The sequence below is a fragment of the Edaphobacter sp. genome, assembly GCF_035532915.1.
In the GTDB taxonomy this organism is placed as follows: domain Bacteria; phylum Acidobacteriota; class Terriglobia; order Terriglobales; family Acidobacteriaceae; genus Edaphobacter.
On the sequence record NZ_DATKQC010000293.1, the window covers coordinates 1 to 14,815 of the forward strand.

15 protein-coding genes are annotated in these 14,815 nt (G+C 57.6%); 13 read left to right on the forward strand and 2 right to left on the reverse strand.

The window, feature by feature from the left end:
• From VMU57_RS13945 to VMU57_RS13970, 6 genes are all read left to right on the forward strand, one after another.
• The coding region (locus VMU57_RS13945) for a TrbG/VirB9 family P-type conjugative transfer protein (RefSeq protein WP_325384423.1) at window positions 1-649 on the forward strand (649 nt) is incomplete at its 5' end.
• A 5-nt stretch (window positions 650-654) separates the two neighbouring features.
• Window positions 655-2,001, forward strand: coding sequence for a TrbI/VirB10 family protein (locus VMU57_RS13950; RefSeq protein ID WP_325384425.1), 1,347 nt, complete (start codon window positions 655-657; stop codon window positions 1,999-2,001).
• A gap of 10 nt (window positions 2,002-2,011) precedes the next feature.
• A complete protein-coding gene (locus tag VMU57_RS13955; RefSeq protein WP_325384426.1) occupies window positions 2,012-2,305 on the forward strand; it encodes a hypothetical protein in 294 nt (97 codons plus the stop codon).
• Window positions 2,306-2,370: 65 nt separating this feature from the next.
• The gene (locus VMU57_RS13960) at window positions 2,371-3,243 is read left to right on the forward strand and encodes a hypothetical protein (protein WP_325384428.1); all 873 of its coding nucleotides are present in this window, start codon (window positions 2,371-2,373) and stop codon (window positions 3,241-3,243) included.
• A 37-nt stretch (window positions 3,244-3,280) separates the two neighbouring features.
• Entirely contained in the window at window positions 3,281-4,135 is an 855-nt protein-coding gene (locus VMU57_RS13965; RefSeq protein WP_325384430.1) for a type IV secretion system protein, read from the forward strand.
• 27 nt (window positions 4,136-4,162) lie between these two features.
• Window positions 4,163-4,846, forward strand: a complete 684-nt coding sequence (locus VMU57_RS13970) for a VirB8/TrbF family protein (RefSeq protein WP_325384432.1) — start codon at window positions 4,163-4,165, stop codon at window positions 4,844-4,846.
• Window positions 4,847-4,906: 60 nt separating this feature from the next.
• Here the strand turns inward: VMU57_RS13970 and VMU57_RS13975 are convergent, their stop codons facing one another.
• On the reverse strand, window positions 4,907-5,272 hold the full coding sequence (locus VMU57_RS13975; RefSeq protein ID WP_325384434.1) for a hypothetical protein: 366 nt from the start codon (window positions 5,270-5,272) through the stop codon (window positions 4,907-4,909).
• 72 nt (window positions 5,273-5,344) lie between these two features.
• On the opposite strand from VMU57_RS13975, the gene VMU57_RS13980 reads away from it, so the two are divergent.
• The 7 genes from VMU57_RS13980 to mobF all read left to right on the forward strand — a co-directional run bounded on the left by VMU57_RS13980 (window position 5,345) and on the right by mobF (window position 13,850).
• Window positions 5,345-5,734 (forward strand): single-stranded DNA-binding protein, encoded by a 390-nt coding sequence (locus VMU57_RS13980; protein WP_325384436.1) that lies wholly within the window; start codon window positions 5,345-5,347, stop codon window positions 5,732-5,734.
• Window positions 5,735-5,801: 67 nt separating this feature from the next.
• Window positions 5,802-6,788 (forward strand): CpaF family protein, encoded by a 987-nt coding sequence (locus VMU57_RS13985; protein ID WP_325384438.1) that lies wholly within the window; start codon window positions 5,802-5,804, stop codon window positions 6,786-6,788.
• Window positions 6,781-7,749 (forward strand): DNA-primase RepB domain-containing protein, encoded by a 969-nt coding sequence (locus VMU57_RS13990; protein ID WP_325384440.1) that lies wholly within the window; start codon window positions 6,781-6,783, stop codon window positions 7,747-7,749. The genes VMU57_RS13985 and VMU57_RS13990 overlap by 8 nt, the downstream gene beginning before the upstream one ends.
• Window positions 7,737-8,051 (forward strand): hypothetical protein, encoded by a 315-nt coding sequence (locus tag VMU57_RS13995; protein ID WP_325384442.1) that lies wholly within the window; start codon window positions 7,737-7,739, stop codon window positions 8,049-8,051. The genes VMU57_RS13990 and VMU57_RS13995 overlap by 13 nt, the downstream gene beginning before the upstream one ends.
• 187 nt (window positions 8,052-8,238) lie before the next feature.
• On the forward strand, window positions 8,239-8,628 hold the full coding sequence (locus tag VMU57_RS14000) for a hypothetical protein (RefSeq protein ID WP_325384444.1): 390 nt from the start codon (window positions 8,239-8,241) through the stop codon (window positions 8,626-8,628).
• Window positions 8,628-10,709: a type IV secretion system DNA-binding domain-containing protein gene (locus VMU57_RS14005; RefSeq protein ID WP_325384446.1), complete on the forward strand. Its 2,082-nt coding sequence runs from the start codon at window positions 8,628-8,630 to the stop codon at window positions 10,707-10,709. Before VMU57_RS14000 ends, VMU57_RS14005 begins: the two co-directional genes overlap by 1 nt.
• A 9-nt stretch (window positions 10,710-10,718) precedes the next feature.
• The gene (gene mobF / locus VMU57_RS14010) at window positions 10,719-13,850 is read left to right on the forward strand and encodes a MobF family relaxase (protein WP_325384448.1); all 3,132 of its coding nucleotides are present in this window, start codon (window positions 10,719-10,721) and stop codon (window positions 13,848-13,850) included.
• A gap of 529 nt (window positions 13,851-14,379) precedes the next feature.
• On the opposite strand, the gene VMU57_RS14015 is transcribed toward mobF, so the two are convergent.
• A partial coding sequence (locus VMU57_RS14015) for a hypothetical protein (RefSeq protein WP_325384449.1) occupies window positions 14,380-14,815 on the reverse strand: 436 nt, incomplete at its 5' end.

A 14,815-nucleotide genomic window follows, 5' to 3' on the forward strand; every position in this document is an offset into this window, starting at 1 on the left:
CATCCGCGCCAAGGTCAAATACACAACCCTCATCGAAGTTCCACCGACCGAGAAGATCATGGAAGCCGCCACCGGAGACAAGGACTTCTGGATTGTGGATGTGGTTGGAAACTTCTGCTTCGTGCATCCGGCTAAACAAGGCATAAGTTCCAACCTGAATCTCATCACGGACAAGGGCAACATCTACAGCTTTACCTTGCAGGACATCTCCAGCTCGTCCGCCGACCCGGATCTGAAGGTGATTATCGAGCCCGCGGATCGCTCCTCGATTGTCGCGGCTAGCGGACCTCCGCAGTTCGTTCCCGCAGCTCAACTGGAAGCGTCGAAGCAGCAGCTTGCCGCTCTCCAGTCGCACGTCACCCAGGCGGTGGATGAATACAAGAGCGCGTATCCAGCGGAACTGAAGTTCGACTACGCCTACAAGCGGAACGAAGCCCCCTTCGATATCGAGTCAATCTATCACGACGACAAGTTTACCTACATCAAGACGACTGCGCCGGAGAAGTTCAGCGTGTACGAGATGAAAGACGGCAAGCCGAACCTCATCAACTACGACCTACGGGACGGAATGTACATCATCCCGCAGGTAATGGACTCGGGTTATGTCGAACTGGGCAAAAAACGGATGGACTTCACACGGAAGGGGTAATCGTCATGGCCGAGAGCATCTTGACTCCTCACACTGAATCGTCGGGCGGGCCGCACATTGAGCCAGAATTACTGCATACGACAAACGAGCCAAAGGGTGTCCTGCAGAAGAACCTCAAGACCTTTGTGTATTTGGGTGCGGCATTGCTCGTGATCGTAGCGGCGATCATGAGTTCGACCGGCAAGAAGACACCGGCACAACAGGCCGCTGCAAAGGGGCAACCTCCCCAACCCACTTTGCAGGACAACACCGACAACAACGTGCAGGACTTGAAGAACCAACTCCAGGCCCAACGCCAGAAGGAGCAGCAGCAAGCGGCGCTTGCTGCTGCAACGGGTGGAGATCCCGCGCTTGCGTCTGCAACGCCCGCGCAGCGGGCCGCCGCATCGGCCTATGGGCCGACCGGCAGCGCAATGCCTTGCATGCCGGGGGAGGGCGTACCTGGGCAGCCCTGCCCACAAGCACAATCCGGCTATGGACAACAAAACACCGGCCAACAGCAGCTCACTCCGGTGCAAGAGCAGGCACAGCAAATTGCCTCGAAGGAACGAGCACGGGCCGATGACTCGCGTTTCGCATCCAACCTTGCGTACTCCAGGCCACCCGAACAGCCGCAAGGGCCGGGCCAGATGATGCCTGTCAGCCAACGGCAGGCGGATAGCAGCCTCGTTGCCGCACGCGCCGCAGGGGAACAGCAGAATGTGCCCGAAGGCTACAAACGTCCTATGGAGGCAAACGTCGATTCGGCCACGGGTCAGCCATACCTCGTTTACGAAGGTTCCGTCCTCGACACGATTCTTATGAATCGTCTCGACGGAGATGCGGCAGGGGCGGTGAAGGTTCTTGTCTCAAACCCTTTGTATTCCCATGACCACCAGCACGTCATCATCCCCGAGGGAACAGTTGTCTTGGGGGAAGCGAAGAAGATTGGAGCGGCGGGCATCGGCCAACAGCGGCGGATCGCTGTCGTCTTCCACCGTCTGATTATGCCGGACGGTTACTCCGTCGATCTCGACCAGTTCCACGGGCTCGACCAGATCGGAGAGGAAGGGCTGAAGGACCTGGTGAACAACCACTACTTTGAAATCTTCGGCGCTTCGATCGCTTTGGGCGTGATCTCCGGAGCGGGTGAAATCGAGCAGGGCGGCGGCGCCATCACCACGAACGGTTCCCAGGCGTTCACCAACGGAACCGCAGCCAGCGTCTCGCAGTCGGCGAACACCATACTTGACCGCTTCATGCAAATTCCGCCCACCATCACGATCCGGGAGGGACATCGCGTGAAAGTATATTTCACGCAAGACCTGCTTCTGCCGGCCTACACCAACCACACCATTCCACAGACGTTCTGAGGAGTTGTCGATGCGATTCCTATCTGTCTTGCTTCTGTTCACCGTTGCCCTTGCAGGTTGTCAGAGCAAAGCGACAAAGGTGCAGAAGTTGCAGGAGCAATACAACGCGGAGTACCCCGCCTATGCCAAGGATTGCCTGGACGACGAGACTGCGGGGGCCGCAAGAATGCTGACAGGGGAAAAGCTGACCACCAAGGAAGTAACAGCTCTCGAAGCCAAAAAGAGGGCGCGGGATGCACGGTGCAAGCCACAGGCCGACCATCTTGCAGATCTTCAACGTCAGAGTCTCGCTGCGCAGCAGTAAAGCCACCCAGCTAGTCGACAACCACAACCCACCACCGCACATGTGAGGAGATCCCTATGCGAAAAATGCCCCTTATTCCAATTGCTATCGGACTTGCCGTGGCCTTGCAACCCATCGCGCACGCGCAATTCGGTTCCGGCGTTGTTTACGACCCTACCCAGTCGGTCCACGCCGTCGTGCAAATCGAGAACGAACAAACGTCCATTGCCAACGAAGTTCAGCAGATAGAGCAGGGTCAACAGATATTCAGCAACACAGCCAAGATTGCGACCACTGCTTTGCAAGCCTACAACGTCGCAAACCAGCAATACCAGCTCGTGCACGAGATGATTCTTGCGCCAACCCCGCTTTACTCGCGATTCCTCTCCCCCACCACCGACTTGATGATGATGCCGCAGATTTCAAACACCTATGGCAATTCGTCGGGTTGGGTCAACTCCGCAAACACCGGCAATGGAGCGGCGGCCGCATACCAGCAGGCCAGTGTGCCGCGAACACCCAACATGATCCCGGGCTACAGCAGTTCAAGTGTCGCCGGGCAGCAGCAGATTGCGGCCCAGGGAGCAACCATCGACATCGGCGATTCCGTCATGACCACCAACCTGCAAGCACTGGGTACGATTCGAGCCAATCAAGCAGCCCGGCAAACCGACATCGCCAACCTTGAGGCCGCGACGCAAAGCCAGGACGCATCGCAACAGACCATTATGGCCGAACTCCAGCGGATCAACCAAGTGCTTCTATTGCAACTGCGAACCCAGCAGGATGCGAATCAGATCAACGCCAACCTTGCCTTGCAGCAGGTAGTGGCACAGAAACAGCAGCAGGACGCAATGAAATCGGTTTTCCGAGACTCGGCAGGATACGAAAGCTACTACAACGCTAACGTCGCCACAACCAACAGCGGCGCGGCGGACCTTCTCACAAAAGCGTACTGATTAGGCAATCGAACAGGAAGACAAGAGGTTACAGAATATGGGTCTCTTCAATTTCATCTCTCAGGCGTGCCAGTCGCTTTCAGCTACGGCGGCACCTTCGATTACCGCGATGGGAATTCACATCGTGCTGTCGCTGGCAACGATCATGTTGGTCTGGTTCGGTGTTCAGGAGGCCCTTGCCTCGGCACAGGGCGGGGCCGGGTTCAGCATGGGGAGGTTTCTGAATCTCTTTATGCTTCTCACCTTCGCCTACGCGATGGTGAACTACTATGACAGCTCCATCCCCGGACTCGGCTTCTCTATCAAGGGATTTATCGACGGCGGCACAGCCAACCTTGTGAGCGTCATTGGGGCCGATGGTTCCACAACCATGCTGAACGAGATCCATGCGGCATCCGCGAAGACTGGGCCATCGATGCTGACCAGCATGATGTCTCCCTACTACTCCCTTGTGTACTTCGTCGTGCAATTCCTCTTGGGTGCCCTGGCGGCGGTTGTTTCCGCCATTCTGGCCTATGGGGCGATTGCGTCCACAATCATTGGATTACTTGGGCCACTCTTTATCCCGTTTCTCGTCTTCGACAAACTCGATTGGCTGTTCTGGGGATGGCTCAAGGCGTATCTCGGATTCAGCTTTTACAAGGTGGTTGCCGCAGCGACTATGAACGTACTCTCCCACGTTTTGACGAACTACTACGTCCAAGTCGGCCAGAGCGTGTCGGACCCCTCGACGATTGTCCAGGCATTGCCGCTCCTCATCCTTCTTGTGCTTGTCAACGTCTATATCCTTTTCAAGATTCCGGCCATGACGCAGAGCCTATTCGGCGGTCACACGGGCGGACATGATGGCGGCATGGGTGTCGCAATGATGGCGATACGGGCCGCGCTGTAAACCGCAACAAGAGACACGAGGTCAGAGATGAGCGTATCAACGAAAGCCACTCCGGAAATCACCCGCGCTGCGGAACGCTACCTGGAACAGTATGGCGATCCGCTGGTAATGAATACCTACCTGAAGGTGACGATTCTCGTGCTCGCAGTCGTCTCGCTTGCGCTGGCGGCGCTTGTGTTCAGAAGCCAGAAAGCGCTTGCTGATATGCACCCGATGATCGTAAGAATTAACGATGTTGGCCAGGCGGAAGCGATCGACTATCGCAACTTCCAGTACCGCCCCCAGGAGGCGGAGAACAAGTATTATCTTTCGCGGTGGGCGGAGCTCTACTTCAGCCGCAATCGCTTCACCATCGAGCGGGACCAGACGAACTCCCTTTATTTCCTGAATGGCGACGTTCAGCGTGCCGTCATAGAGCAGGAACGCAAGGACAACATCATCCAGACATACATCAAGGAAAGCACGCTCCCGTATGTCGATGTCGAGGTAAAGAACATCGTCCTTGACGATCTCCGGCAGTCTCCCTATTCGGCCCAAATCGAGTTCGAGAAGGTGTACACCAATCCAGCGGATCATACGGAACTCAAACGGGAGCGATGGACAGCCAGCGTCACCTATGTCTTCCGGGAGACCGTGAAGAACAAGGAGCTGTCGGTGAACCCTCTTGGGTTGGCCATCGTGCGCTTCCGGGTTGACCAGGCGTTCAGCTAGGGATTCATCAACCTTTCCAGAGGCTCTTCCATGTCCATCCAGGCTGCCAATCCGGTTGCTCTACCCCACCTGTCCCCGTGCATGGTTGAGCGGGCGTTCGAGACCCTTCCAGCGTGCAACGGCGGCGGCAGACATCGTGCTTTTTACGGAGTCATGGCCCGCTCGAAAGCAGTTGCAATTGCGGCGAGCTTCTGTAGCCAGATTGGCGATGAAAACTTTGGTCCGGAATGTGTCAGCCGGTTCGTATCCCGCCGTCTGCTCGGTCACGGCTTCGGGGCTCTTCATGCGCCCTGCGGCAACTCGCTCTTCTGCTTCGGCTACGCCGCCCTGCGGGTTACGGTTTCCCTCCAAATCTTGTTCGGAGAGTACGCCGAAAGGATTTCTCCGGACCCTCCGTAAAAGCAGACCTTCGGCACTTGGGAGCATGGCCCACTCGCCAGGCTCTGCCCAGTGTGACCCGACCAGGATCGGGAAATTCAACGAAACGGAGACACCATCATGTACCAGAACAAAGTAAACCTCATCGGCTTTCTCGGCGGCGACGCAGAAGTTCACACCGCCAACAACCGCAACTTCACAACCCTCTCGCTGGCAACCAAGTCCTCCTATAAGGACAAGAAGAGCGGCGAGTACGTCTCGCACACCGAATGGCATCGTTGCATCGTCTTTGGCAATCTCTCGGAGTTCGCCGGCACGCTCAAGAAGGGCGCGCATATCCAGGTGGAAGGCGAGTTGCGCAGCCGGGAGTACGACAGCAAGAAGACGGAGACCAAGCAGCGCATCTGGGAGATCCGGGTCGATTCGATCCTGAAGCTGGACCGGGCCGAGAAGTCCGCCCCGGAAGAGCAGGAGCACGACGACTTCATCCCAGAGGAAGCGGCCGCTTGAGGCCCTTCCTCTCCACACTCGGAAGCCCGGCTGCCCGCTGGGCTTCTACGCTCAAGAGGTTCCTGTTATGAATTTCGAGTTGATCCTTCCATTCCTTCGCCCGATAGAGCCGCTATTGCTGGACGACAGTATTAGCGAGATCATGGGCAATCCAGATTCGTCCTGGTGGTACGAACGGGATGGCGTGGTGCACCGGGATGAAAGCATTTCCTTCGACGCCGGCAAGCTGCGCACCGGCCTTGAAGTGGTCGCCAATCGGCTTGGCAAGAAGCTGGACGAGGACAATCCCGTCCTCAACGCGCAGCTCCCGGACGGCAGCCGCCTTGCGGCAGTCATTCCTCCGGTGGCGCGACCCTCTCCGGCGCTGGTCATCCGGAAGTTTTCGAGCCGCAAGTTCACGGTCGAAGACCTCATCTCTCGCGGCACTCTGACTCGGCCTCTCGCGGAGTTCCTTGCCGAACAGATTCGCAGTGGAAAGACGCTGCTCATCAGCGGCGGAACGGGGACCGGCAAAACAACCTTGCTCAACATACTCGGCCAAGCGATCCCGGAACATGAGCGCATCGTCATCATCGAAGACACCTCCGAGCTTCGCATCCAGAAGCCGAACATTCTTGCCGTCGAATGCCAGACCGATACCTACAAAGCATCCGTTTCTTTCGACGATCTATTGAAGTCCGCATTGCGTTGGCGTCCCGACCGCATCATCCTCGGTGAAGTGCGCGGCACGGAGGCCCGCACTTTGCTGGATTCTTTCAACACTGGTCACTCCGGATCGCTGGCCACAATCCACGCCAACTCCGCAGTCAAAGCCCTTCGCCGCTTCGCCAATCTCGTGATGCGAAGCCACCAGCAGGCGACCTATGAGGACGTAGAGGCTGAGATTGGCGAAGCCGTCAACTTCATCGTCCATGTTGAGCGTCAGCCAGGACGCCGTGCCATCCGCGAAGTGTTGCGCTTGGATGGCTATGACCGGCAGGCTCAGGAGTTTCGTTTCGAGATGGTTTATGGCGGTGTGGACAGCTCCATCAAGGGAGAGCTCGCCCATGCGTAACCCACGCGGAATCGCCGGCGAGTTTCTGTCCGAATGGTTTGCCGCGGAGGATACCTTCGCTCTGCTCCTGCGCCATGCCGATCCATCCTGTACCCGGCAGCGGATCGTCCGCCAGGGTGACCTCTTGAAGGCAAACTATCTTGGTTGGCTCGCCCATGAAAACGCTCATGGGGCCAATGTCTATTTCTCTGTCAATCCGCTTCTCTCCGGTGCGAAGAAGCGGACCAAGGATGCCATTGTGGAGGCGCGGGCACTATTCCTGGATTTGGATGAGGATGGCGACCGGAAGATGGCTGCTATCCGAGCGTCGGACAATGTGCCGCCGCCCTCGATTATAATCCGCACTTCTCCCGGCAAATATCAGATACTCTGGCGCGTGTGTGGCTTCGCTATTGCTGAGCAGGAAGCCATGCTGAAAACCCTTGCCGTGACCTTTGGCGGCGACCGCGCCTGCACTGACTGTGCGCGGGTGCTCCGCCTGCCGGGATTCTTCAATCGCAAATACACTCCGGCCTGCCCGGTCACTCTGGCCCGAGACGGCATTCGCACCGTCTATTCCCCGGATGATTTCAGGTTGGAGATGCCATCGCTATCCCTGGCTGATTCCGGCACTGTGAATGTGCATCGCCCGCTCGGAAACGCAACGCAATCGGAGAACGATTGGGCGTGGGTGATGGCCCAGCTTGCGGCCGGAGTTCCTGCCTGCCAGATCGTACAAATGCTTATCGCTCTTCGTTGCGACAAACCGAATCCTCTTTACTACGCGGTTCGCACTGTGGATGTCGCCAGTGCCGTGCTTTGGGCACGCAAAGGCATCTCTTCCGAAGCCATCGTCCGCCAACTTGAGACACGCAATCAATCCCTCTCGAAAGACCGTGCCGCAGAGATCGCGGCCACGGCTTCCAGGTTCGTTCAGAGAACACAAATCACCCACCCAGGAGAACTAATATGCCACTGCTAGAGATCACACAAACCCGCCAGATCAGCGCTTCGGTCCGGCTTGACGGAGCCACGGCAACACAGGTCGATCAATACGCCGCCTTCATCCACGCATCCGCGGACGATGTTGTGGACAAGGCGCTCAACTATGTTTTCTCGAAGGACCGCGACTTTCAGGACTTCCTAAAGACTCCGCAATCCAACAAGGTCACCTCAACGCTTCGTATCCGTAAGGTCCCAGTGAACGAAGCGCCGGAACAGCCTGCGAAGAAGCCCATTGCCGGAGTGAAGCCAACGGAATCTGTGCAGGTATCGAAGGCATGATCCTCCATTCAATTGTGGGGTGGAACGGGCAAGGTGCTTCGCACCGGGTGATTATTGACACTCCACCCCTCCAAGGGTCGTGCTGGGTATCCGTAAGGATTCTTGGAGGCGACCGAACAATGTCAACAACATGCACTGCGTAAGGATTCTTGAGGATACCCAGGTATTCCCAAGAATCTCTGCGAGATTGAAGGTGAACATGCCACTTCTCAAAGATGAAGCCTTGGTGCAACGAGCCGAGCAGCGGGCGTCGTTTCGACTGACAAATGTATCGTCGAAGCTCAGCCAGAGCGAGACCGCACGATTCGATGCGCTGGCCATGCGGCGCGGCCAGCATCGCGGCGAATTCATTCGCAGCCTCATTCTTGACGAGTTGGCCCACGACAGCGGCGAACCGACCGCCAGCGCCGAGCTGAGTGAAATCGTCGGCATCAGACTCATGCTGATGAACGTCTTGAAGCCACTCGCTGCCGGACAAAAGCTCACTCCAGAAATCTTCGACGGGATCATGACGGAAGTGAAAAAGCGCAAGAAATCGGTAGCCATCGAAGCACGGCAGGAAGCAGAGCGTGCGTGATGGCAACAACCCACTGGGGCCGCAGAGAAACGATCATCTTCCCGCCGCATTCGCCGATTTACAGCTACGGCGCGGTGTTCCTTGCATTCGTATTGACAGGTTGTTTTGTATATCTCCGTTTCAACTTCGGCCAGACTCCGCTACAGCAGTTCTACACGCCGATATATGCTCGCAGCGCCGCCGGAGGGGCCTTCAACAAGACCGACAAGTATCAGTTGCTCAATGCCGCCGGTGTTAGCGTCGGAGTCGAAGTTGCGTCCGACGCGGACGTGAAGGCGGGCACGACTCTGGCCCCCGGAGGCAAGCAAATACCGCTTGCGCTCTCCGCCGCCGCTCAGGCACGCGGACTCGACGTTCTCTATCGTGGACCCGTGCAAAAGTACGTTGATGCCCGCCTGCATACGTACCTCCAGAATGCCGTGTACGGCGGCGAACAACTGAGGGACATCTACAAATTGCCGCTGTTGTTCGGCTTCCTTTCTCTGATGGTGCAACTTCCGTTTGCCATCGTGAAAGACATCAAGCGCCGGAAGGAATTGAAGTACGGCCGGCGGCTCAAAGGGCCAGTCATGCTTACTCCCAAGGAGTTCAACAAGACCGTACACGGAGACGGAATCGGCTTCAAAACCACCGAGGCAAAAGAGATGATGCGGATACCGATTCAGGCCGAGGCCCAGCACATCGAGCTGATGGGCGACACCGGAGCTGGCAAGACGACGCTCATCATGCAGATCCTCCGGCAGATTCAGAGCCGGGGCCACGCCGCCATCGTCTATGACCCTGCCTGCGAGTTTATCCAGCGTTTCTATGATGCGAAGCGCGGGGACATCGTATTGAACCCGCTTGACGACCGATGCCCCTATTGGGGGCCGTCGGAAGAGCTGCGGCGCAGGGCCGAGGCGAAGGCGATTGCGGCTTCTCTTTACCAGCCGACCAGCGACAAGAAGGGTGAGTTTTTCACCGAGACTCCCCAGAAAATCTTTGCCCATCTCCTCACCAAAGGGCCGACGCCCGAGCAGTTGGTTGCATGGCTCTCGAACCCAGCGGAGATCGACCAGCGCGTGCGCGGCACGGAGATGGAAGCCATGATTGCGAAGGGCGCGCAGCAGCAACGCAACGGCGTCCTTGCTTCACTTGGACTGGTAGCGGACAGCTTGCGGATGCTGCCGACCAGGGAGCAGGCAGGCAATAGAACATGGAGCGCAACGGAGTGGGCCGAGACCCGCGCCGGCTGGATTTTCATCACTTCGAGCGCAACCGAACGCGAAGCGTTGCGCCCGCTGCACAGCCTTTGGATCGATCTTTTGGTCATGCGGCTCTTGACCGCGCCGCAGGAAAATCAAACGCCCGTCTGGTTTGTGCTCGACGAACTGGCCAGCTTGCAGCGCCTTCCCCAACTCCATACCGCCATTACTGAGAACCGAAAGAGCAGAAATCCGCTTGTCCTTGGCTTCCAAGGTAAGGCGCAACTTGAGGTGATCTACGGCCATCTTGCCGAGGTCATGCTGTCTCAGCCTGCAACCAAAATCTTTCTCAAGACGACGGAGCCGAAGGCGGCAGAGTGGGTCAGCAATGCGATCGGAAAGGTTGAAATCGAGCGCATGAAGGAGACGCACTTCGACGGCTCTCGGTCTGGCAGGAACTTCAGTGTGGATCGTCAGGTCGAACCGCTTGTCATGGATTCGGAAATCTCCGGGCTGGAGAATCGCCACGCTTTTCTCAAGCTGGGAAACAATGTGGCCCGCTTCCACTTCGAGTACATGGACCTGCCGCTAACCACTCCCGGTTTCGTGCCGCGTAAAGACGGTGAGGATGAACTTCCCTTCGATCCGAAGACGCTGGCTCCGAGGAATTCTGAAAGCCAAGAGCCGGGGATTGACCTTGAAGCCGAGCCACCGAGCGCGGCGACGATTGCTCGGCAGCAGCCGGAAGGGGATGACGACGAGGCCGAGCAATTGCAGCTTGACGAACCCATCGAAGAGGAGCTTGCCCTGGTCCCTACCGTTCCCGGCGTCTCGGAAGATACAGCCCCCGTCGATGGCGATCAAGAGCCACAATCCTCGTTTCCGTTTCAGCAATAAAGAGGCCGTATGCTTACCATCTCCAAGCCACTCAGCTCCGGTCAGGCCCAGACGTACCATGCAAAGGAGTTTATGTCTGCGGAGCAGAATTATTGGAAGCAGGGCGATGCGATTCTCGGAGAATGGCAAGGGGAGATGGCTGAGAAGTATGGTCTCGTGGGGGCAATCGACTCACACCATTTTGCGCGGTTGAGTGAGGGTCAGAACCCTCATTCGGGCGAGCAACTGGTACGCCATCGCACCGGGCAGGAGTACACCACGGCAGACGGAGCCACCGTCAAGCCGGTGGAGCATCGAGCCGGTTGGGACGCTACCTTCTCAGCGCCCAAGTCTGTTTCTCTGACCGCACTTGTCGGAGGCGACGACCGTGTCCGTGCAGCTCACCGGGCGGCCGTGACTATCGCACTCACGGAGTTGGAGCGGTATACGCAGGCGCGCATCGGCGGCAACAATCCCGCCGAGACCACCGGCCAATTCATTGCCGCAAAGTTTGAGCATGACACCGCTCGCCCGGTCGATGGATACGCAGCTCCGCAGCTTCATACCCATGCCGTGATCTTCAATATGACGGAGCGGCCAGACGGCTCCACTCGCGCGATTCAGCCGCAGAGCTACTTCGATAGCCAACAGTTTGCAACCGCCGTCTACCAATCGGAGCTGACCTTCCGGCTCCGCAATCTCGGCTACCAAATAGGAGCCGGAAAAAGCGGCGCGCCGGACATAACGGGTTACACGCCGGAATACCTTGAGGCATCCAGCCCGCGCCGCCAGCAGATCGAGGAGGCCGTCGCACGGAGCGGCTTCAGCGGGCCGGAAGCCGCGCAGATTGCCGCACACAACACACGCGACAAAAAGGACATTCTGTCGTCTTCCGAGGTGCTCGCCGCTCATAGGAAGATTGCGGCTGAATTCGGCAACCAGGCCGACCGGGTTGTCGCAGAGGCCAGGGAGCGCGCCGCAACGTTGCAGCAGAATCGGATGCCGGATTCGCGTGTGCGGGCGCAGGAAGCCGTCACCTTTGCCAAGGATCGCAGCTTTGAACGTGAGGCCGTTACCGATGAACGTGCGATCATGCGCGACGCCTTGCGGCGCGGCATGGGCGACCTCACCTACAGCCAGGTACGCGACAACTTCGACCAGCGGCACAATACAGGCGAGTTCAAAATTGCGCCAGGGCAGAAACACGAGACGGGACGACAATTCACCACTCGGGAGACCATTGCGGCGGAACTTGCGACTGTCGGCCACATGCAACGCGGCCAGAACACCGTCGAGCCGATCATGCCGAAAGAAGGGGCGAGGGCTCACGCGGCCACCCGCGAATTCCTCAATCCCGCACAGTGCAGAGCCATTGAAGAGGTGCTGACCAGCCGCGACCGTGTACACGGCTTGCAAGGGCTCGCGGGTACCGGCAAGACCACCACATTGGAAGCGATTCGAGAGGGCGCGCAGCGCAACGGCTACGCGGTCGAGGGCTTCGCCCCTACCAGTCGTGCCGCCGCCCAACTTCGGGATGCTGGTATCTCTGCCGAGACATTGCAGGGCTTCCTTGCACGCGGAGGCCAAGACCAATTGAGAGGCGATCCAAGCAGCCGCCACCTTTATATGGTGGATGAATCCAGCCTTGCCAGTACCCGTCAGATGCAGGCTTTTATGGAGAAGATTGGACCGCAAGATCGCGTGCTCCTTATAGGCGACACGCGCCAGCACCAGAGCGTAGATGCCGGCAAGCCCTTCGAGCAGATGCAGCAAGCCGGGATGCAAACCTCGCAGCTTGACCAGATCATGCGGCAGAAAGATCCGGAGTTGCTTCGAGCGGTCGAACACCTGTCGAAGAACGAGACTGAAATAGGCTTGACGCTTTTGAAACAGCAGGGCCGCGTCACCGAGATACCGGACAATGCCCAGCGCATTGAGGCCATCGCCAAGGACTATGTCGCCAAGCCTGAGAACACGCTGGTCGTCTCGCCCGACAACGCCAGCCGCCAGGAAATCAACAATGCGATCCGCATGGAATTGCAGGCATCCGGCGTCGTCTCCAAAGAGAACCACAACATAAACGTGCTCACGCCGCGGTCGGACATGACCAACGTCGATCGAAGCTGGGCGGCGCGATACCAGCCCGACGACGTTCTAAATTACACGCGGGGCAGCAAGGAACACGGTATTGAAAAGGGCAGCTACGCAACCGTTGTCTCCGCCAACCACAAAGAGAATCAGATCACCGTTCAGAAGCCGGACGGCCAGCAAGCCACCTATGACCCGAAGCGGCTGCAAGGTATCGCGGCATACCGCGAGATTATCCGCGATTTTGCTCAGGGCGACCGCATCCAGTTCACTGCCAACAACCGCGAACTGACTGTCTCGAACCGCGATATGGGAACCATCGAACGGATTGACAACAATCAGATCAGCGTAAAGATGGACGGCGCGAAAGAGCGCACTGTGGCTTTCGACGCCGCGCAAATGCGGCACTTCGATCATGGCTACGCCGTGACCTCGCACAGTGCCCAGGGGCTTACCGCAGACCGGGTATTGGTGAATATGGACACAAACGTCCACCCGGAACTCATCAATACCCGCTTCGCCTACGTCTCCGTATCCCGCGCTTCGGAGGACGTGAGGATTTACACCAACGACGCCGCTGTCCTGAGTGAGCGTCTCAGTACCGACGTGACAAAGACCTCAGCCGTAGACCTTCAAAAAGCCCAGGTCGAACCGATCCACAACCGGCAGACCCAGACAAAGGAGCCACCGATGACCAACAGCAGAGAGCATTCGCAAGAGGAACTTCGCCGCCAGACTCTTGCCGAGGCGAGTATCCATGCGCCTGAGAACATACGCACCACTGCCGACATCGAACGTCGGCACAATGCTCCAATCCAAACAGCACTACCAAAGGAAGCGTCAGACTACGAGTGGAAGCGCGAGACAGGCGAGGTTCAGAGCTACCAGCACAGTCACGCGGGAAGCTGGCTGCACATCGACCCGCAAGGCCAGTTCTACGACCGCCAGGCGCAGCCGATCACGCGAGAAACTGCTCTTGAGCAAGCCGGCCACGCATCGATTCACTCATTGGGCGACAAGGCCCAAGTACAGTTCGGCAGCAGAGACACTACCGACATCGGCCTGAGTCTGTAAACCGCATCTATTGTCGTCAGCCTCTTTCACGAGACGTACAAAATGACGGGATCAGCTACCACCATCGCAGTGGCCATGAACTGCAAGGCTTTGACTCGGCGATGACTCACCCCTTCAAGTAGTATTGGGCGCGGTAGGAGCCGAACTCAGCGTTGTTGGCCTACGCGTTCCTGCGAGAGGCGAATCGAAAGCAATCGCGCTCGGCTTGCAAGAGGGCGCGGCCATCGGGATTGACGACAGACAAGGTATCAACGCCTGCAAGTTTGTTGGAGTCCCGTTCACCACGGCGACGGGGCATTTTGATTCGAAGTTATCAAAAAAGGGTTTGTGGAGCGTAACGGAGCGACCGTCACGCTCGCAGTGCTCGGCAAGTACGGTCGATACAAAGGTTCGATTCTCAACAATGCGAAACAATCTCCCCAGGTTCGGTGATGCCGCAGGCACGTGCGGCACTTTGTGAATGCCTCCTTGCGCAGACGGTAATGCCTCCAGAAGTGCCAGCATGACAGTGAAGACCGCGCGCATAAGCTCAATACCACCAAGTAGTATAAATCCAACCAGAGCCTACGAGAACCGCATGTAGGTTTCCACCCGTAATCGCGTCCGCACTATACAAGTCGGACCCGTTATTCAGAATCAGGATGGATTTCCCGTTGGGAGAAAGGCCCACTAATTGGTAGCCCGAATTGTTGGTAATATTCCCGGCGAGTATTTTGACCGGGTTGCTGCCGTCAGGCTTAGCGATGTACACGCCATCTGGCCCGTTGTAGTAGAGAGCCGTTCCATCAGGGGAGAAGATTGCGGGGAGGTAGGATTCAGACGCGATCAGTTGGTGCGCGTTGGTGCCATCTGCGTTCACAATCCATATAGCATCATTCGCTGGATTCCAGAAGGTAATCTGTTTTCCATTTGGAGTGAAGTAGGCGGGTACATCAAAATGCAAACTCGGCGGAGGGCTATAAACA